The organism is Frateuria flava, assembly GCF_017837635.1.
Lineage (GTDB): Bacteria > Pseudomonadota > Gammaproteobacteria > Xanthomonadales > Rhodanobacteraceae > Frateuria_A > Frateuria_A flava.
The window spans coordinates 89,001-106,900 of the sequence record NZ_JAGJRS010000004.1; the positions used below are offsets into that span (position 1 = coordinate 89,001).

Consider the following 17,900-nt stretch of genomic DNA (forward strand, 5'->3'; position numbering starts at 1 on the left):
CTTTGCCATGGAATCCCCCGCGGTCAACGTCCGTGAATAATCCGCAGTCGCCTGAATAGCAAAGTGCCTCCGCCCTCGCAAGTCGCACTACACCGGTCTTTGCGTAAGCCTCCGGTTGGGTCCGACCGAAGTCCGAAGGTCGGTGGTCGCCGTTCTGCGGGTGCGCCGATTCTCCGCGAGCGGATTCGCACACACCTTCCGCGCCCTCCTGCAGCCGGGTATCGGCCAACGCCCGCGATTGAGGTCGCGGCCTATGGCTTCGCTTCTGCATACTTGGCGCACCAACCCACGCAGGAAGCCCCATGGACGCCAGGGACGCATTTCGATCCGAGTTGACCGCCGCGACACTTCGCGCTGCCAGGGAAGCGGTCGACCGCTTCGGTTCCGAGCGGATCTATTCGTTCGCGCTGTACACCAACGGCGAATACAACTACCTGTTCGCCTCGGTTTCGACCCAGGCCGGACTTGAGCGGGTCGCCCGCCACTATCTGCAAAAGCCGGACTTCCAGCGCAGGTGGAAAACCCTCGATGTCGCGATGGCGCACCTGAAATGGAGCCCCTGTGATTCGCCGCACCACGTGGCGCTGGAAGACGGCTTCGCTGCCGCACAGGCGCAGCTGGACATGCTCTGGGATGCCATCGACGAAGTCGACGTCGACGACGAGGATTTCGACGACGAGTGGGCGGACGACAACTATTCGCGCTTGTGCGGTTTCGTCGTCGAGGCGAGCGCGGAAGCCCTCGATGGCGTGCGGCGGGCGGGCATCTTCGACGAGGGCGTGACGTTCAACATCCTCATGGGGGACCAGGGCGAAGACGAGCGGCTGCACTATGCCGCGGCGTTGAACGACGCGGCGGCGGTCGTGCGACTGCGCGAGGATTTCATCGCCGCCGCCAGGCACCGTGGCGTGGAAATGGAAGACGATCCCGCGTAACGGCCAGTGCGGCTGCGCCGATCACTCGAGCAACGGATCGCCCCCCGTTCGAGACGCCACGCAACCTCGCTGGCACTGCGGTGAGCATGCCGCCTGGCGGCGACGACAGCTTCAAGGCGGCTCCGGCGCCCGTCACGTCCCGAGCGGCGCGCCAATCTTTTCCGCGCTGGCGTGGGTGCCCGAGGCCGGCGCCAAACCAGCAATCGAAAGCTCCGCTCTCACTGGCGCTTACGCGCACCGGCGAATCGCGCGCACGCGAACTTCGAGACTTGCGCTTCGTCACTGACACGTGCCGCCGAACGAATGCGCTCCCCGAACGAGGGGAACAGAACGCCGCGCTTCGCTCAGAACAGGTCGATGCTGCCGGTGCTCACCGGCTCGGCGGCCAGCGCGCCGCGGCGGACCAGCTCCTCGTAGCCGTGGGTGCGGTTGCGGCCGTGTTCCTTGGCGAAGTACAGGGCCTTGTCCGCACGGTCGATGACCGTCTCCGGGTAATCGCCCATCGCGGCGAGCGCGTAGCCGACGCTGACGGTAACGTGGCCGACCTGCGGGAACAGGTAGCTGGCCACCCGCTGGCGGAAGCGTTCGAGCGCGCCGCGCGCCTCGGCTTCGTCGTGGCCGGCCAGCAGCACCACGAACTCCTCGCCGCCGAAGCGGAACAGCACGTCGGCCTGGCGGAAGCTGGCGCGCATCTGCTGCGCCAGCAGCAGGATCACCTCGTCGCCGTAGATGTGCCCGTAGGTGTCGTTGATGCGCTTGAAATGGTCGATGTCGAAGATCGCCAGCCACACGTTGTCGGGGCCGGCATGGCCGGCGCGACGCTCGTGGGGCGCCCGCGCCGGTTCCGGATGGTCGAACAGCCGCTGCAAGTGGCGCTCGAAGGTGCGGCGGTTGTACAGGCCGGTGAGCTTGTCGCGCTCGCTCTCGTTGAGCAGGGTGATGTAGTTGGCGTAGATCCGCGCGAAGCCTTCGGCCAGCGCGTGGGCACCGTCCAGCGGCGTATCGGATTCCAGCTGCAGCGCGCCCAGCGCGCGCCCTTCGTGCAGGATCGGAACGTACAGGCGGTGCTCGTCGGCCAGCGTCTCGGCAAAGCTCTGCTGCTGGTCCATGCAGCGCCATACCGGTTCCAGCGCGGGATCGTCGGCGATCGGCGCGCCGGTGTGCAGGCAGAACAGGCCCTGCGCATCGGCGGCGCAACGGACCAGGCTTTCCAGCCGGCGGCCGTCGGCCGCGCGCTTGCACAACACGACTGCGCGCGCCGGCGCCAGCTCGGCCAGCGACAGGGCCAGGCTGTGGTCGAGCGCGTCGGTATCACGATGGTGGGTGAACGCGGCCACCGAGGCGAGCAGGCGCGCCTGCGCCGGCGCGATCGGGCTTCGCGGCACCGGCGCCAATGCGGACAAGGCCCGCGCTGACGCGGCTTCCTGCGCAACGATGTCGTATGCCACGGACATGCCCGGCTCCCGGGGATGGCTTCAACGCTTGGCCGTCGCTCGCGCAACGGAACCTTCGCCTGACTTATCGGCCGCCGCGGCGTGCACTTGAGCGGGTGCCGTCGGCGGCGCGCCGTGCCGCGATGCACCTTTTGCCGCGCGCTTGACGGGCCTTGCGCGAGGCTCGGGGCCATTCGCCTCCCCACGGAGCCACGCCATGCCGAACAATCCCCAGCATCCCGAGCCGCCGATCGCCCAGCCCGGCAAGCTGCGGCCCGATGAAGAAATCCGTAACCCCGGCCATGCCAGTCCCGCGCGCGACGCCGATCCGGACCCGCTTGGCAGCCCGCTGCAAGAAAACGATCCGCTGCAGCCGCCGCCGCCCTGAGCTTCGCCCCGACCGGGGGCCCGCGGCCCCCGCCGGGTAAGCGGCCCGAGGTCACGCAGGACGCAAAAGCGTGGCGCCGCGCAATCGCCGGGCGGCGGGCCGGGCTAAACTGCCGCGCATGGCCCCTCCTCCCCGCAAGCGCCAGCGCCGCACGCCGCCGACCACGGCGCGGCCGCGCCCCGCCGCACCGGCACCTTCCCGTCCCATCCGCCCCGCGGACAGCTCCTCCCGCGCCACACGCGTGCTCGACCTGCTGCTGCGCCCGCTGCCGCCGCACTGGCGCGACAAGGCCGCCGATTACCTCGTGCTCACCCGCATGGACCGGCCGATCGGGGCGCTGCTGCTGCTGTGGCCGACCTGGTGGGCGCTGTGGCTGGCTGCCGGGGATTTCCCGCCGTGGGGCGCACTGGTGATCTTCACCCTGGGCGTGTTCGCCATGCGCTCGGCCGGTTGCGCGATCAACGACTACGCCGACCGCAAGCTCGATCCGCAGGTGGCGCGCACCGCCGGACGACCGATCGCCAGCGGCCGGGTCAGCCCGCGCGAGGCGCTGATCGTGTTCGGCGCGCTGCTGGCGTTCGCCTTCGTGCTGGTGCTGTTCACCAACGCGTTGACCATCAAACTGTCCTTCGCCGGCGCGGCGCTGGCGGCGATCTACCCGTTCACCAAGCGCTGGACCTACCTGCCGCAGGTGGTGCTGGGTGCGGCGTTCGGCTGGTCGATCCCGATGGCATTCGCCGCGGTGACCCACACCGTACCGCCGCTGGGCTGGCTGCTGTTCCTGGGCAACATCCTGTGGTCGGTGATCTACGACACCGAGTACGCGATGGTCGATCGCGACGACGACCTGAAGGTCGGCGCCAAGTCGACCGCGATCCTGTTCGGCGATGCCGACGTGCCGATCCTGGGGATGCTGATCGGCACCTTCCTGCTGGCCATGCTGTTCGTTGGCCAGCGCGCGCAGCTGCCCTGGCCGTACTGGCTCGGCCTGCTCGCCGCCGCCGGCCTGTTCGGCTACCAGCTGTGGCTGATCCGCCGCCGCGCGCGCGACGCCTGCCTGGCCGCGTTCCGCCACAACAACTGGGTCGGCCTGGCGCTGTGGATCGGGATCGTGCTGGGCCTGGCGGTGAAGTGAAGCGCGATCCCTCGTAGCAGCCCGCTACAAAGGGCGCTGCCGTGGCGCAGGCGCCCGCGCCAATGCCCACACCTCCACCCGCGCCACGCCTGCCCGCTTGAGCACCCGTGCGCACTCGGCCAGCGTCGCGCCGGTGGTCATCACATCGTCGAGCAAGACCACGTGCGCCGGCAGCACCCGTCCTTCGCGCAGCGCGAAGGCCCCGCGCACGTTGCGCCGCCGTGCCGCCGCATCGAGCTCGGTTTGCGCTTCGGTGGCACGCACACGCAGCAGCCCGTCGTGCCGCACCGGCACGCCGAGCGCACGGCCGAGCGGCCGCGCCAGCTCCAGCGCCTGGTTGTAGCCACGCTGGCGCAGGCGCGAGCGATGCAGCGGCACCGGAAGGATCAGCGTCGGCCGCGCGAGCGGCGGTGGCACGCACCGCCACAGCCGCGCCAACGTACGTCCGGCGGCCAGGTCGCGACCGAACTTGTAGCGCGCCTCCAGCCGGTCCAGCGGCCATCCGTAGCGAAATGGCGCCCAGGCCGCGTCCCACGGCGGCGGCTTGCGCTGGCAGCGGCCGCACGTAGCCGCCGCACGGGGCAGGGGCAGCGCACACCGCGCGCAGCAACTGGTGTTGCGTGGCAGCTCCGCGGCGCAGGCGTGACAAAGGTCGAGCCCATCGCCGCCGGCGTCGCCGCACAGCAGGCAGCGCCACGGCAGCAGCCAGGCGTGCAGGTGGGCGAGGTGGCGGGCAAGCGCATCCATGCGCATCGGAGGGGATGTCAGTCCCTGGGCTTGTACAGCGCCGCGTCGAGGATCGACCACAGGTGGATGATCCAGCCCATCCAGACGATCCACAGCGCGGCGGCGAGCACGAACATGATGATCGCCTTGAGCAATCGTCCTTGCACCAACTGGCCCAGGCCGGGAATGAAGAAACTGCAGACCGCCGCGATGACGTTGCCGGTGCTGCCCTGACCTGCGCTCATCGGGTTGCTCCGTGGGGTGGGACCCCGATGGTAGCGGACTGGCGTTGATGCCATCGCGTCAACCGATCGCACTTGATGCCAGTTGACAGACGCCGGGCCCCTTCCCACACTGCCGCGTCCCCACGCGGAGTCGCCGTTTTCATGTCATCTGCCCCGATCCGCCACGACTGGACGCGCGCGGAAGTCGCCGCGCTGTTCGCGCTGCCGTTCAACGACCTGCTGCACCGCGCGCACTCGGTGCACCGCGAGCACCACGATTCCAACGCGGTGCAGGTCTCGACCCTGCTCTCGATCAAGACCGGCGGCTGCCCCGAGGACTGCGCCTACTGCCCGCAGGCGCAGCGCTACCAGACCGGCGTGAAGGCCGAGAAACTGATGAGCATCGACGCGGTGGTCGCGCGCGCGCAGGCCGCCAAGGACGCCGGCGCCAGCCGCTTCTGCATGGGCGCGGCCTGGCGCAGCCCGAAAGACCGCGATGTCGCCAAGGTCGCGCAAATCGTCTCCGCGGTGAAGGCACTGGGCCTGGAAACGTGCGCCACGCTGGGCATGCTGAGCGGCGAGCAGGCCGGCACGCTCAGGCAGGCCGGGCTGGACTACTACAACCACAACCTCGACAGCGCGCCGGAGTTCTACGGCCAGATCATCCACACGCGCGAGTACCAGGATCGCCTGGACACGCTCGAACACGTGCGCGGCGCAGGCCTGAAGACCTGCTGCGGCGGCATCGTCGGCATGGGCGAATCGCGCGAGCAGCGCGCCGGCCTGCTGCAGGCGCTGGCCAACCTGCCGGAGCATCCGCAGTCGGTGCCGATCAACCAGCTGGTGCAGGTCGAGGGCACGCCGCTGCACGGCACCGAGGCGCTGGACCCGTTCGAGTTCGTGCGTACCATCGCGGCGGCGCGCATCCTGATGCCCGCCTCGATGGTGCGCCTGTCCGCCGGCCGCCAGCAGATGGACGAGGCGGTGCAGGCGCTGTGCTTCCACGCCGGCGCCAACTCGATCTTCTACGGCGAGAAGCTGCTGACCACCGGCAACCCCGACGTCGCCGCCGACCGCGCACTGTTCGCGCGGCTGGATCTGCATCCGCTTGAAGTGGTCGAGCATTCGGGCACGGTGCACGCCGACATCCTCGAATCGGCCTGATCGCCTCGATGCGCGCGGACCTGCTGCAACGGCTGGCCGTCCGGACAGCCGAACGCGCACAGGCGGACCTGCTGCGCCGCGCACGCACCATCGAGCATGCCCAGGGCCCGTGGTTGGAGACCGGTGAGCGTCGCCTGCTCGACTTCTGCTCCAACGACTACCTGGGCCTGGCCCGGCACCCGCAGCTGATCGGCGCGTTCAAGCGCGTGGCCGACGACGAAGGGGTGGGCAGCACCGCCGCGCACCTGGTCTGCGGCCACCGCCGCGAGCACGCGATGCTGGAGGAAGCGCTGGCCGACTGGACCGGCCGCGAGCGTGCGCTGCTGTTTTCCACCGGCTACATGGCCAACCTGGGCGTGCTGCAGGCACTGCTCGGCCGCGGCGACCTGTGCGTGCAGGACAAGCTCAACCACGCCTGCCTGCTCGATGGCGCCACGCTCGCCGGCGCTACGCTGCGCCGCTATCCGCATGGCGATGCCCCCGCCGCCGCCCGCCAGCTGGCCGGCCTGCCCGATGCCGCTGCGCTGCTCGCGACCGACGGCGTCTTCAGCATGGACGGCGACCGCGCGCCGCTGCGCGAGCTCGCCGCACTCTGCCGGCGCGAGGGCGCCACGTTGATGGTGGACGATGCGCACGGCCTGGGCGTGCTCGGACCCGACGGCGCCGGCAGCGTTGCCGAAGCCGGCCTGGGCCCGCGCGACGTGCCGGTGCTGATGGCCACGCTGGGCAAGGCGCTCGGTACCCACGGCGCCTTCGTCGCCGGCTCGGCCACGCTGGTCGAGGGGCTGACCCAATTCGCCCGCACCTATGTCTACACCACCGCCATGGCGCCCGCCGTGGCTGCCGCGGCACTCACCGCGGTGCGACTGGCGCGCACCGAACACGGGCGGCGCGAAAGGCTTGCCGTGCTGATCGCACGCTTCCGCACCGGTGCGGCGCAACTGGGCCTGCCGCTCGCCGCCTCGGATACGCCGATCCAGCCGTTGCTGCTGGGCGATGCCACCCGCGCACTCGCCGCGGCACGCGCGCTGGAGGCTCAGGGCCTGCTGGTGACCGCGATCCGTCCACCCACGGTGCCCGCCGGCCAGGCGCGCCTGCGCATCACGCTGAGCGCGGCGCACGAGGAGGAGCACGTCGATCGCCTGCTCGAGGCGCTGGCGACCCTGTCGCGGGGCGACGACGGCGCGCCGGTATAATCGACGGCTCGCCGTACCCGACTCCCATGATCGTCAACGTCGCCGCCTACCGCTTCGTCCCGCTCGCGGACCTCCCCGCGCTGCGTGCATCCCTGTACGCCCGAGCCGAGGCCCTGGCGCTCAAGGGCACCATCCTGCTCGCGCCCGAAGGCATCAACCTGTTCCTGGCGGGTACCCGCGAGGGGGTCGACGGCTACCTCGGCTGGCTGCGCGAAGACGCGCGCTTTGCCGACCTGCCGGTGAAAGAGTCACTGTCCGCGCAGATCCCGTTCGGGCGCCTGCGGGTGCGGCTCAAGCGGGAGATTATCACGCTGCGCGCGCCGGTCGCGCCCCACCAGGGCCGGGCGCCTGCGGTCGAGGCGGCCACGCTCAAGCGCTGGCTCGACCAGGGGCATGACGACGACGGCCGCGAGGTGGTGTTGCTGGATACGCGCAACGACTACGAGACCGACGCGGGGCGCTTCGCCGGTGCAGTCGACTACCGCGTACCGAGTTTTACCGCCTTGCCTGACGCGGTCATGGCCGACCGCGAGCGCTATCTGGGCAAGACCATCGTCTCCTACTGCACCGGTGGCATCCGCTGCGAAAAGGCTGCGCTTCACCTGAGCGCGCTGGGGTTGGGCGAGGTGCTGCAGCTCGAAGGCGGCATCCTCACGTACCTGGAGGAGACCGACGGCAGCCATTGGGAAGGCGCGTGCTTCGTGTTTGATGGCCGGGGCGCGGTGGATCGCAACCTGCAGCCGACCGAGCTCCTTCTCCCCGTCGAGGACGGGGTATCGGCGAGGGGCGGCGCTTGCGCGGAATCCGCATCGAGCCTCTCGCCATCTGCCTCCCTCCCCGCGAGCCCCAGCCCTTCACCCGAGCCCTTTCCCCGACGGGAAGAGGGGGCCGAAGACTTCGCATGACCCTGCATATCGACAAGCTGGGCCACGGCCCGCAGCCGCTGGTCCTCCTCCACGGCTGGGCCATGCACGGCGGCATATTCGCGCCGCTGGTCGAGGCGCTGGCCGCGCAGTGCACGCTGTACGTGGTCGACCTCCCCGGCCACGGCCACTCGCGCGCCTGCGGCCTGCCGCTGGAGCCACACGCCATCGCCGAGGCGATCGCCGCCGCCACGCCCCCGGGCCCCTGGCTGGGTTGGTCGCTGGGCGGCCTGGTCGCCCTCGCCGCGGCGCTCGACATGCCCGACCAGGTACGCGGCCTGGCAATGCTCTGCGCCACGCCCAGGTTCGTGCGCAGCGCCGACTGGCCGCACGGCAGTGACGCCGCCCTGGTCCACCAGCTCGCGCTGGACCTGGAAACCGACTACCACGCCACACTCGAGCGCTTCCTCGCGCTCGAGGCGATGGGCAGCAACGACCCCAAGGCCGAGCTGCGCCGCCTGCGCACGGACGTCTTTGCGCGCGGCGAACCGGAACTGCGCGTGCTGCAGGAAGGCATCGGTCTGCTCGAATGCACCGATCTGCGCGCGCGCCTGCCGCAACTGGCCGTGCCCAGCACGTGGATCGCCGGCCGTCGCGACCGGCTGGTGCCGCCGGCCGCCATGGCCTGGTCGGCCGAGCGCTGCGGTGGGCGCTTCGTGGAAATCCCCGGCGCCGGCCACGCGCCCTTCATCGGCCACGCCGGTGCCGTGGCCGATGCACTGCAGCCCCTGTTCGCGGAAACCCTGGCATGAGCACGTTCCATCTCGACCGCGCCCGCGTGCGCCGCAACTTCGCCCGCGCCGCGGCGACCTACGAGCAGCACGACGTGTTGCAGCGCGAGGTGCAGGCGGATCTTCTTGGCCGTCTGGACTTCTATCTGCAGACGCCCGAACGGGTCCTCGACGTCGGCGCCGGCACCGGGCGCGGCAGCGCGCTGCTGAAGAAGCGCTACCCGAAGGCGCAGGTGATCGCGGTCGACCTGGCGCAGCCGATGCTGCACGCGGCGCGCAGGCACCAGGCGTTGCTGCGACCGTTCCAGCGCGTCTGCGCCGAGGCCACCGCACTGCCGCTGCCCGACCGCAGCGTTGACGTGCTGCACTCCAACCTGTGCTTCCAGTGGATCGACGACCTGCCCGCGCTGTTCGGCGAGTGCGTGCGCGTGCTCAAGCCCGGCGGCCTGCTGGCCTTCTCCAGCTTCGGCCCCGATACGCTGAAGGAACTGCGCGCCGCCTGGGCGGCGGTCGACCAGCACTCGCACGTCAGCCGTTTCCTGGACATGCACGACGTGGGCGACGCGATGATCAACGCCGGCCTGCGCGATCCGGTGCTGGACGTCGCCCGCTACACGCTGACCTACAGTGACCCGCGCGCGCTGCTCAAGGAGCTCAAGGGCCTGGGCGCCACCCACGCCGACCGCGCGCGCGAACGCCACCTCACCGGCAAGCGCCACTACCGCGGCATGCTCGCCGCCTACGAGGCGATGCGCGTGGACGGTCGCGTCCCGGCCACCTGGGAAGTGGTGACCGCGCATGCCTGGGGTCCGCCGCCCGGCCAGGCGCGTCGCACGCCCGAGGGCGAGATCGCCACCTTCTCGCTGTCCAGCCTGCGCGGCTCGCGCCGGCGCTGAGACATCCGGGGAGCGCACCCTGGTGCGCGACCCGTAGCCCGGCGTCGCGCACCGGGTGCGCTCCTGCAACGAACCTACGCGGCCGCCGACAGGTCCGCGGTGACGCATGGCCGGCGCCCATCCCGTCGCTCGCGCCAGCGCAGGAACGGCCGCTCCACCGCGTAATGCAGCGCCGCACCGACCGCCAGCACGCCAACCGCGTACAGCGCGAACGCGCTCAGCCCATGCCACTGCCACGGACCGACCCACCACGTCGCCACCGCGTGCAGCGCCAGCTTGTGACTGAGGTACAGGCTGTAGGAAATCCGCGCCAGCCAGCCCACCCCCGGCACCGCGCAGCGCGCGGGCATCGCTGTCGCCGCGCCCACGCACAGCGCCAGCGCGAGCGACAGCAGGGGATACCCCACCACCGAGGGCCAGAACCCCAGCCGCTCGCGAAACAGCCACCACGCCAGCGCGAACAGCGCCAGCCCCGCCGCGAGCGCCACGCCGGCATGTCGCTGCAGGCGCGCCCACGCCTGCGGCCGACCCACGCGCAACCCCGCCAGCGCCACGCCGGCGAGCAGGCCGTCCAGCCGCGCCCAGGTCGGGTAATAGATGCCCTCGACGAAGCGCAGCCCGAACGCCGGCCCCGGCTGCCCGATCACCGGCGCCATGGCGTGCAGCCACACGTAGCTGCGCACGGCCATGCCCAGGGCAGCCACGCCCACTCCCACCGCCAGCGCCTTGCCCAGCGACGGCCGTCGCACCAGCCACCAGGCCAGCCACGGGAACAGCAGGTAGAAGTGCTCCTCCACGCACAACGACCAGGCGTGCGAGAACGCCTTGTCGTGCTCGTAGTCGATCAGCAGGTTGAGCGTGAAGCTCAGGAACTGCCACGCCGGTGCCAGGCCCGGCGCTTCGCGCAGCGCCGGCCAGGCCACGTACACCGCCAGCACCGCCACGAAGGCCGGCAGGATGCGGAACGCACGGCGCCGGTAGAACGCCCGCCATCCCAACGCTTCCCCACGCGCCAGCGACGCCAGCAGCGGATGGCCGATCAGGTAGCCGGACAGGACGAAGAACAGGTCCACGCCCATCCAGCCGTCGTTGCCCAGCCAGGCGAAACGCCCGCCCAGTCCTCCGACCACGTAGGAGTGGAAAAGCATGACCCACACGATGGCCCAGGCGCGCAGCAGGTCCAGGCCGGGAAGGCGTTGCATGGGCAGTCCTTTTCCACGTTGCGGAAGCGGCACTCTGCCAGACCCCACCCATGCGGTTCGGGCAAAGCCGGGGCGGAACACGGGCGGGCGCAGGGCCGGGTTCAAAGCGCCTCGCTGGCCAGCAGCGCGGCGCGCAGCGCATCGACATAGGTGCGGCTGGCGCGCAGTACGGTCCCGTCGCGCAGACGCAGCAGGTGGTCGCGGTTGGACAACGCCTGCATTTCGGCCACGCGGTCCAGCCGCACGATCGCCGAGCGGTGGACGCGCACGAACTGCGCCGGGTCCAGCCGACGGGCCAGCCGCTGCAGCGGCTCGCGCAACAGGTGCAACTGCTCGCCCACGTGCAGACCGGCGTAGTCGCCGTGCGCCTCGATCCAGTCGATCTGCTCCGCCTGCACCAGCCGCACGCGATGGCCAAGACGCACCTGGAACCGCGTGGCATGGCGCGATGCGCGCGCCGGTGTGTCGCCACGCTGCCAGGCCAGCGCCTGGCGCGCGCGGTCCAGCGCATCGGCGAAGCGTTCCTCGTCGATCGGCTTGAGCAGGTAGTCCAGCGCGCGCAGCTCGAAGGCGCGCAGCGCGAACTGCTCGTAGGCGGTGAGCAACACGGCGAGGGGACGTCGCTCCGGCGGCAGCGCTTCGAGCACGTCCAGGCCGCTCAGGCCGGGCATCTGCACGTCCAGGAACAATAGGTCGGGCGCCTGCGACTGCAGTGCGGCGAGCGCGGATGGGCCGTCCGTGCACTCGCCGACCAGCGTGACGTCGGCATGCCCGGCAAGTCGGGCGCGCACGCCGCCGCGGGCCAGGGGTTCGTCGTCGACGATCAGCACGCGCAGGGTCATGCGGGGACGGCCATGGTGCGAAACGGCAGGCTGATCTCGACCCGGCAATCGCCGCCGGGCGCCAGGTGGAAGTCGAACGCGTGCGCCGCGCCATACAGGCGGGCCAGCCGTTCGCGCACGTTGCGCAGGCCGATCGTCGGATGCGGTCCGTCGTTCGCCGGCGACGGCACACCGTCGTTGAAGAGCTGCAACGTGATGCGTTCGCCCACGCGCTCGACCTGCAGCCGCACCCGGCCACCCTCGGCGCGCGGCGCGATGCCATGGCGGATCGCGTTCTCCACCAGCGGCTGCAGCAGCAAGGCCGGCACCGCCGCCTGCAGCAGGTCGGGCCCGACCCGCAGCTCCAGTGCCAGGCGCTCGCCCAGGCGGATCTTCTCGATGTCCAGGTAGTGCCCGGTCAGCGCCAGCTCCTCGGCCAGAGGCACCTCGTGCGCCTCGCCGCGCTCGAGCGTGGCGCGCAGCAGGTCGGCCAGCCGCGCGAGCATGCGGTTGGCGTCGGTATTGCGCCGCTCGGCGACCAGCGTGGAAATCGCATTGAGCGTGTTGAACAGGAAGTGCGGATGGAGCTGGTAGCGCAGCGCGCGCAGCTCGGCGTCACGCGCCGCGGCCTGCGCCTCGCGCACCCGCGCGCGCTCGGCCTGCAGCGCCAGCGTGTGGTCGACCACGGCGTGGATCGCACAGAAGGCGATCAGCGCGAGCCAGCAGCCATCCAGGCCGCCGAACAGGCGCAGCCAGTCGAACCGCGGCAGTGCCTGCCAATGCAGTGCAAGCAGTTCCGCCAGCGCGTTGTTGGCCAGCGACATCACATAGGTCAGCGCCAGCAGCGCGAGTACCGCGAGCGGCCATGGCGCGCGCCGGCGCAGCCAGCGCTGCGCGAAGGTGAGCGGCAGCGTCCACAGCAGGTAGGCCGCCGCGTACAGGACGCGGAAGGCCACCGCGTGCGCGTGGCCCACCTCCGGCAGCGCCATCACCGTCATGCACGCGACCATGGGCATACCGGCCAGCCACGGCAGCCAGAACGGTGCGGCCACTGCGTGGTCGCTGGATCGGATCATGCGTTCCCCCATGCGGCCTCACCGGTATCGAGTCTGGGCAACTGAAACGGGGGCTCCCCGATGCTCCGGGGCGTCATACCCGCGAAAGCAGGAATGACGTCCGTTGGGCGGCCGGGGCGTTCGTTTGAGACTCGACGCTGATCAGGCTTGCGGGAGGCCCAAGCGCCTCCCGCGCGCACTTTAGCGCGCCCGGTCCGGGTAGCTCGAATAAGCCATCGCGCTGATCTTCCAGCCGTCGTTGGTGTGCACCAGTTGCCAGGTCTCGCTGCCGACGTTGTTGCGCTTGCCGTCGACCAGGAACACGAAGTCGAAGTACACCGCGGCCACCGCGCCATCGGTGTGGATGCGCACGTTCTCGAACTTCTCTTCGATGGGTTGCTTCGCACCGGCCACGAAGGCGGCGAAATGTCGGTAGCTGTCTGCATGCACGCGCGACAGGTCCGGCTTGCGCGCCTTGATCTGCTGGAAGGCATCTTCGCCCAGCACTTCGAACCACGAGCCGCCTTCGGGGACGAACAACGCCTCCAGGCCGTTCTGGTCGTGCGCAACGATCGCCGCCTTGAAGCGCTCGATGAGCTGCGTGATCTGCGCCTGGTCCGGCTCCCCGGCGCGGGCCGCGCCGGTGAATGCCAAGCCGGCCAGGCCGGCGAACAGGACAGCGGAAAGGACGTGCTTGTTCATGCATCGCTCCGGTGGATTGGGAGCCTCATTGGGACCTGTCCGGGGGCGCGCCTGCCAGTCCGCTGCGCCGGGCCGTGCCTGCTTGTCGACGAGGCGGTGCCGGGCTCACCGATAGCGCAATCTTCACCCGCGCGCGCCTATGCTGGGCAACCTCATCCACTTCCGAAGGAGCCGCGATGGGGTTGCAAGGCAAGGTCGCGCTGGTCACCGGCGCGGCGCAGGGCATCGGTCGCGCGATCGCGCTGCGGCTGGCGCAGGAAGGCGCGTCGGTGGTGATCGAGGACCGCGTCGCCAACGACCGCGCCCGCGAGACCCTCGCGCAGGTACAGGCCACCGGTGCACGCGCCTGCCTGGTCGAGGGCGACGTGGCCCAGGTCGACGCCGTCCGACGCGTGATGACCGAGGCGGTGGCGCAGATGGGCCGGGTCGACATCCTGGTCAACAACGCGGGCGTGGAGCGACGCGCCGGCTTCCTCGACGTGACCGAGGCCGATTACGACCTGGTGCTCGACGTCAACCTCAAGGGCGTGTTCTTCCTCACCCAGGCCTTCGCGCGTCACGTGCGCGATCGTGGCGACGGCGGGCGCATCGTCAACATCAGCTCGGTGCACGAGGAACTGCCCTTCCCGCACTTCGCCAGCTACTGCGCCAGCAAGGGCGGCGTGAAGATGCTGATGCGCGACCTGTCGGTCGAGCTGGCGCCGCTGGGCATCACCATCAACAACATCGCGCCGGGCGCGATCAAGACGCCGATCAACGCGCAGCTGATGAGCGACCCGGCACTGATGGCCGCGCTCAAGCGCAACATCCCGCTGCAGCGGCTCGGCTCGCCCGAGGAGGTCGCCGGTGCGGTGGCCTTCCTGTGCGGCGACGACGCCGGCTACATGACCGGCAGCACGCTGTTCGTCGACGGCGGGCTGCTGTGGAACTACGCCGAGCAATGAGCGACCAGACCAAGCGCCAGAACGAGGAGAACGCGGCCAGCGTCCCCAAGGCGGACACCCTCACGCCGGCGGACCGCTACCAGGAGCTGTTCATCGCGGTGCAGATGGGCTGCGTGTTCTCCGACAGCAAGACCTTCGTCGATTGCGTGCCGCGCGGCGACCCGGAGGACATCCTGGAGCAGTACCGCGAGCAATGCGACGACGACGGCTTCGACCTGGCCGGCTTCGTGCACGCGAACTTCGAACCACCGCAGGTGCACACCAGCCACTACAAGTCGCCGCCCGGGCAACCGCTCAAGGCGCACATCGACAGCCTGTGGGACGTGCTCACCCGCCACCCGCGCCAGCATCCGCCGAACTCGTCGATCCTGCCGCTGCCCAACGATTACGTGGTGCCCGGCGGACGCTTCGCCGAGCTGTACTACTGGGATTCCTACTTCACCATGCTGGGCCTGGCCGAGAGCGGCCGGCACGACCTGCTGGCGTCGATGGCGAACAATTTCGCCTACCTGATCGACACCTACGGCCACGTGCCCAACGGCAACCGCACCTATTACCTCAGTCGCTCGCAGCCGCCGGTGTTCGCGCTGATGGTGGAGCTGTTCGAGTCGAACGGCGTGTGCAAGGCGATCGAGTACCTGCCACGGCTGCGCAAGGAATACAACTTCTGGATGGCCGGCGCCGAGGAAATGCGCCCGGGCGACGCGCGCCGGCACTGCGTCTGCCTGGACGACGGCAGCATCCTCAACCGCTACTGGGATGACCGCGACACGCCGCGCGAGGAGTCCTACCGCGAGGACGTGCTCACCGCGCGCAAGTCCGATCGACCGGCGCACCATGTGTATCGCGAGCTGCGCGCCGGCGCGGCCTCCGGCTGGGACTTCAGCTCACGCTGGTGCGACGGCCCGGAGCTGTCGACCATCCGCACCACCTCGATCCTGCCGGTGGACCTCAACTGCTTGCTGTACAAGCTGGAGCGGCAGATCTGCCTGCTCAACCACGCGGTGGGCCAGCGCAAGCAGGCGGAGAAGTTCCAGCAGCGCGCCGAACAGCGCAAGCAGGGCATCGAGCGATTGCTGTGGAACGCGCAGGCCGGCGCCTTCCTCGACTACGACTTCGAGCGGGCGTCGCCGCGCGAGGCGCTCAACAGCGCCACCGCCGCGCCGCTGTTCATCGGCCTGGCCAGCCGCGAACAGGCCCATCGCACCGCGCAGGCGCTGCGCGACCGGCTGTTGTGCGAGGGCGGGCTCGGCACGAGCGAACTGGACAGCGGGCAGCAGTGGGACCAGCCCAACGGCTGGGCGCCGCTGCACTGGATGGCGATCCGCGGCATGCGCAACTACGACATCAATGCCGACGACATCGCCTGCCGCTGGTTGCGCACCGTGGGCACGCTCTACAAGAAGGAGAGCAAGCTGGTGGAGAAATACGTGGTCACCCACGACGGTGACGACGCCGAGGGTGGTGGCGGCGGCGAGTACCCGTTGCAGGACGGCTTCGGTTGGACCAACGGGGTGACGCGGCGGCTGTTGCACGAGGACCCCGGCAACGAGGCGAACCAGGCCAAGGCCGCGAGCAAGTCGTAGCTCCTTTACCTGTCGCGCTGGGTCGGTCCTTGAAGTGGCCGTGTGCCCCAACGCCCTGATCGCCAACGAACGAGCAACGACCGCCGTAGGGTGGGCTTCAGCCCACCGTCGCTCGAACCCCAGGCACATGGGCTGAAGCCCACCCTGCCCGTTCAGAGGCCGAGCTTGCGCATCAGCGCTTGCGCGTCGAAGGGCGCGTGTACCTTGGCATCGTTGTCGAAGTAGCAGTACACGTCGCGGCTGGCGCGCTTCGGCAGTGGCCGCGGGCTGGCGCACACGGCATCGGCCGGTTGGCCGCCCTGCGACCAGGCCCGGATGCGCGCGGCCCAGCGCTCCAGCGCCGGGTCGCTGTAGCCGCTGGTGTAGAGCTTCTCGTCGCCATGCAGGCGCAGGTACATGAAGTCGGCGGTGACGTCCTCGAGGTACGGCCAGCGCCCGGCGGTGTCGGCCACCACCAGCGCGACCTTGTGCCGGCGCAGCAGCGCGATGAACGCGTCGCAGATGAAGCTCTCATGGCGGATCTCCAGCGCGTGGCGCAGGCGACGCTTGCGGTCGGGCGTGATGCTGGCGCCGTGTTTCAGGCGGTGGTCGTGCTGGCGCGCCAGCGCCGCCGCCTGGTGGGTGTCGCGGGGCAGCGCGCCGAGAAACTGGTCGAACAGCGCCTCGTCGAAGCGCTGGTTGGGCGGGCACTGCCACAGGATCGGGCCCAGCTTCGGACCCAGTTCGAACAGGCCCGAGGCGAGGAAGTTGGCGAGCGGTCCTTCGAAGTCGCGCAGCCGCTTGATGTGCGTGATGAAGCGCGGCCCCTTCACCGCGAAGACGAAGCCGCGCGGTGTGTCCGCGTTCCAGCACGCGTAGCTGGCAGGCCGTTGCAGGCTGTAGAACGAGCCGTTCAGCTCCACGCTGCCGACCTGGCGCGAGGCGTACGCGAGTTCGGCCCGCTGCGGCAGGTCCTTCGGATAGAACACGCCGCGCCAGGGCGCGTAACGCCATCCGGAAATGCCGACGCGCAGTGTGGCCACGCTCCATCCTGTCCGCAGAAACCGCCCTCCATGCAAGCGTCCGCCAGGTGATGCACCGGTGAACCGCTGCAGCGCCATCGCCTCCGACGCGTCGCAAGCGCCGCGTCCGCCTGTTGGCAGCTTGCCCTGCGTTCGCGCGGAAACGTCCGTTAGTGCGACACCACGCCTGTGATCCTTCCCCGGTTCACCGGGGAAGGTGCCGAAGCTCGGATGGGCAGGCGTTGCCGACTCGCCTGTTCAGACCTCGCGATGGCGGAAGCAGCCGACCAGATGGTCGTTGACCATGCCGGTGGCCTGCATCAGCGCGTAGCAGATGGTGCTGCCGACGAAGCGGAAGCCGTCCTTCTTCAACGCCTTGCTCATGCCGTCGGACGCCGGCGTCGTGGCCGGCACCTCGGCGCTGCTCTTCCAGCGGTTGCGCCGCGGCGTGCCCTCGACGAACGACCACAGGTAGGCGTCCAGGCTGCCGTGCACCTCGATGGCCTTCAGCGCCGCACGCGCGTTGTCGCGCGTGGCGGTCACTTTCAGGCGGTTGCGGATGATGCCCGGGTCGGCAAGCGCCTTGTCCAGCTCGCGATCCGCCATGCGTGCCACGCGCGCGATGTCGAAGCCGTGGAAGACCTCGCGGTAGCGCTCGCGCTTGGCAAGCACCGTGCGCCAGGAGAGCCCGGCCTGCGCGCCTTCCAGGCAGAGAAATTCGAACAGCAGGCGGTCGTCGTGCAGCGGCACGCCCCACTCGGTGTCGTGGTAGGCGCAGAGCAGGTCGTCGGTGGCCCAGGCGCAACGGTGCATGGAGATCCCTTCGATGGCAGACAAG

General features: G+C 70.2%; 19 protein-coding genes. 10 read left to right on the forward strand and 9 right to left on the reverse strand.

Going from position 1 to position 17,900, the window contains the following annotated elements; translation table 11 throughout:
- The first annotated feature begins 302 nt into the window (after window positions 1–302).
- On the forward strand, window positions 303–935 hold the full coding sequence (locus J7I44_RS02210) for a DUF4303 domain-containing protein (protein WP_209615043.1): 633 nt from the start codon (window positions 303–305) through the stop codon (window positions 933–935).
- A gap of 344 nt (window positions 936–1,279) precedes the next feature.
- Here J7I44_RS02210 and J7I44_RS02215 read toward each other — a convergent pair whose 3' ends face one another.
- Complete coding sequence (locus tag J7I44_RS02215; protein WP_209615045.1) at window positions 1,280–2,389, reverse strand: GGDEF domain-containing protein; 1,110 nt, start codon at window positions 2,387–2,389, stop codon at window positions 1,280–1,282.
- Between the two features lie 196 nt (window positions 2,390–2,585).
- Between J7I44_RS02215 and J7I44_RS02220 the strand changes: the two genes are divergently transcribed.
- Window positions 2,586–2,756, forward strand: coding sequence for a hypothetical protein (locus J7I44_RS02220; protein ID WP_209615047.1), 171 nt, complete (start codon window positions 2,586–2,588; stop codon window positions 2,754–2,756).
- Between the two features lie 205 nt (window positions 2,757–2,961).
- Entirely contained in the window at window positions 2,962–3,891 is a 930-nt protein-coding gene (ubiA, locus tag J7I44_RS02225) for a 4-hydroxybenzoate octaprenyltransferase (protein ID WP_342451865.1), read from the forward strand.
- Window positions 3,892–3,915: 24 nt separating this feature from the next.
- Here ubiA and J7I44_RS02230 read toward each other — a convergent pair whose 3' ends face one another.
- Both J7I44_RS02230 and J7I44_RS02235 read right to left on the reverse strand, forming a co-directional pair.
- The gene (locus J7I44_RS02230) at window positions 3,916–4,638 is read right to left on the reverse strand and encodes a ComF family protein (RefSeq protein WP_209615051.1); all 723 of its coding nucleotides are present in this window, start codon (window positions 4,636–4,638) and stop codon (window positions 3,916–3,918) included.
- Between the two features lie 17 nt (window positions 4,639–4,655).
- Window positions 4,656–4,862 carry a hypothetical protein gene (locus J7I44_RS02235; protein WP_209615053.1) on the reverse strand — a complete coding sequence of 69 codons (207 nt, stop codon included), beginning with the start codon at window positions 4,860–4,862 and terminating at the stop codon, window positions 4,656–4,658.
- 141 nt (window positions 4,863–5,003) lie between these two features.
- Between J7I44_RS02235 and bioB the strand changes: the two genes are divergently transcribed.
- Genes bioB through bioC form a run of 5 tightly spaced genes read left to right on the forward strand, consistent with a single transcriptional unit; the run spans window position 5,004 to window position 9,751 of the window.
- Complete coding sequence (gene bioB, locus J7I44_RS02240) at window positions 5,004–6,005, forward strand: biotin synthase BioB (RefSeq protein WP_209615055.1); 1,002 nt, start codon at window positions 5,004–5,006, stop codon at window positions 6,003–6,005.
- A gap of 8 nt (window positions 6,006–6,013) precedes the next feature.
- Window positions 6,014–7,201, forward strand: coding sequence for an 8-amino-7-oxononanoate synthase (gene bioF, locus J7I44_RS02245; RefSeq protein ID WP_209615057.1), 1,188 nt, complete (start codon window positions 6,014–6,016; stop codon window positions 7,199–7,201).
- A gap of 26 nt (window positions 7,202–7,227) precedes the next feature.
- Entirely contained in the window at window positions 7,228–8,106 is an 879-nt protein-coding gene (locus J7I44_RS02250) for a sulfurtransferase (RefSeq protein ID WP_209615059.1), read from the forward strand.
- Complete coding sequence (gene bioH, locus J7I44_RS02255) at window positions 8,103–8,876, forward strand: pimeloyl-ACP methyl ester esterase BioH (RefSeq protein WP_209615061.1); 774 nt, start codon at window positions 8,103–8,105, stop codon at window positions 8,874–8,876. Before J7I44_RS02250 ends, bioH begins: the two co-directional genes overlap by 4 nt.
- Window positions 8,873–9,751, forward strand: coding sequence for a malonyl-ACP O-methyltransferase BioC (gene bioC / locus J7I44_RS02260; protein ID WP_209615062.1), 879 nt, complete (start codon window positions 8,873–8,875; stop codon window positions 9,749–9,751). The genes bioH and bioC overlap by 4 nt, the downstream gene beginning before the upstream one ends.
- Before the next feature lie 74 nt (window positions 9,752–9,825).
- Here the strand turns inward: bioC and J7I44_RS02265 are convergent, their stop codons facing one another.
- From J7I44_RS02265 to J7I44_RS02280, 4 genes are all read right to left on the reverse strand, one after another.
- Window positions 9,826–10,953: an acyltransferase family protein gene (locus J7I44_RS02265; protein ID WP_209615064.1), complete on the reverse strand. Its 1,128-nt coding sequence runs from the start codon at window positions 10,951–10,953 to the stop codon at window positions 9,826–9,828.
- Between the two features lie 101 nt (window positions 10,954–11,054).
- On the reverse strand, window positions 11,055–11,795 hold the full coding sequence (locus J7I44_RS02270) for a LytR/AlgR family response regulator transcription factor (RefSeq protein WP_209615066.1): 741 nt from the start codon (window positions 11,793–11,795) through the stop codon (window positions 11,055–11,057).
- A complete protein-coding gene (locus tag J7I44_RS02275; RefSeq protein WP_209615068.1) occupies window positions 11,792–12,850 on the reverse strand; it encodes a sensor histidine kinase in 1,059 nt (352 codons plus the stop codon). The genes J7I44_RS02270 and J7I44_RS02275 overlap by 4 nt, the downstream gene beginning before the upstream one ends.
- 180 nt (window positions 12,851–13,030) lie before the next feature.
- Window positions 13,031–13,531, reverse strand: coding sequence for a nuclear transport factor 2 family protein (locus J7I44_RS02280; RefSeq protein WP_209615070.1), 501 nt, complete (start codon window positions 13,529–13,531; stop codon window positions 13,031–13,033).
- 176 nt (window positions 13,532–13,707) lie between these two features.
- Here J7I44_RS02280 and J7I44_RS02285 point away from each other — a divergent pair, with 176 nt between their 5' ends.
- Window positions 13,708–14,475, forward strand: a complete 768-nt coding sequence (locus J7I44_RS02285; RefSeq protein ID WP_209615072.1) for an SDR family NAD(P)-dependent oxidoreductase — start codon at window positions 13,708–13,710, stop codon at window positions 14,473–14,475.
- Window positions 14,472–16,061 carry an alpha,alpha-trehalase TreF gene (treF, locus tag J7I44_RS02290; RefSeq protein WP_209615074.1) on the forward strand — a complete coding sequence of 530 codons (1,590 nt, stop codon included), beginning with the start codon at window positions 14,472–14,474 and terminating at the stop codon, window positions 16,059–16,061. Before J7I44_RS02285 ends, treF begins: the two co-directional genes overlap by 4 nt.
- Before the next feature lie 152 nt (window positions 16,062–16,213).
- On the opposite strand, the gene J7I44_RS02295 is transcribed toward treF, so the two are convergent.
- Entirely contained in the window at window positions 16,214–17,119 is a 906-nt protein-coding gene (locus tag J7I44_RS02295; RefSeq protein WP_425599737.1) for a DUF72 domain-containing protein, read from the reverse strand.
- A gap of 201 nt (window positions 17,120–17,320) precedes the next feature.
- Window positions 17,321–17,875, reverse strand: coding sequence for a DNA-3-methyladenine glycosylase I (locus J7I44_RS02300; protein WP_209615078.1), 555 nt, complete (start codon window positions 17,873–17,875; stop codon window positions 17,321–17,323).
- Window positions 17,876–17,900: the final 25 nt, after the last annotated feature.

Coding starts and splice junctions, on each gene's coding strand:
- J7I44_RS02210 (WP_209615043.1), top strand. CDS start 303: ATGGACGCCAGGGACGCATTTCGATCCGAGTTGACCGCCGCGACACTT.
- J7I44_RS02215 (WP_209615045.1), bottom strand. CDS start 2,389: ATGTCCGTGGCATACGACATCGTTGCGCAGGAAGCCGCGTCAGCGCGG.
- J7I44_RS02220 (WP_209615047.1), top strand. CDS start 2,586: ATGCCGAACAATCCCCAGCATCCCGAGCCGCCGATCGCCCAGCCCGGC.
- J7I44_RS02230 (WP_209615051.1), bottom strand. CDS start 4,638: ATGGATGCGCTTGCCCGCCACCTCGCCCACCTGCACGCCTGGCTGCTG.
- J7I44_RS02235 (WP_209615053.1), bottom strand. CDS start 4,862: ATGAGCGCAGGTCAGGGCAGCACCGGCAACGTCATCGCGGCGGTCTGC.
- bioB (WP_209615055.1), top strand. CDS start 5,004: ATGTCATCTGCCCCGATCCGCCACGACTGGACGCGCGCGGAAGTCGCC.
- bioF (WP_209615057.1), top strand. CDS start 6,014: ATGCGCGCGGACCTGCTGCAACGGCTGGCCGTCCGGACAGCCGAACGC.
- J7I44_RS02250 (WP_209615059.1), top strand. CDS start 7,228: ATGATCGTCAACGTCGCCGCCTACCGCTTCGTCCCGCTCGCGGACCTC.
- bioH (WP_209615061.1), top strand. CDS start 8,103: ATGACCCTGCATATCGACAAGCTGGGCCACGGCCCGCAGCCGCTGGTC.
- bioC (WP_209615062.1), top strand. CDS start 8,873: ATGAGCACGTTCCATCTCGACCGCGCCCGCGTGCGCCGCAACTTCGCC.
- J7I44_RS02265 (WP_209615064.1), bottom strand. CDS start 10,953: ATGCAACGCCTTCCCGGCCTGGACCTGCTGCGCGCCTGGGCCATCGTG.
- J7I44_RS02270 (WP_209615066.1), bottom strand. CDS start 11,795: ATGACCCTGCGCGTGCTGATCGTCGACGACGAACCCCTGGCCCGCGGC.
- J7I44_RS02275 (WP_209615068.1), bottom strand. CDS start 12,850: ATGATCCGATCCAGCGACCACGCAGTGGCCGCACCGTTCTGGCTGCCG.
- J7I44_RS02280 (WP_209615070.1), bottom strand. CDS start 13,531: ATGAACAAGCACGTCCTTTCCGCTGTCCTGTTCGCCGGCCTGGCCGGC.
- J7I44_RS02285 (WP_209615072.1), top strand. CDS start 13,708: ATGGGGTTGCAAGGCAAGGTCGCGCTGGTCACCGGCGCGGCGCAGGGC.
- treF (WP_209615074.1), top strand. CDS start 14,472: ATGAGCGACCAGACCAAGCGCCAGAACGAGGAGAACGCGGCCAGCGTC.
- J7I44_RS02300 (WP_209615078.1), bottom strand. CDS start 17,875: ATGCACCGTTGCGCCTGGGCCACCGACGACCTGCTCTGCGCCTACCAC.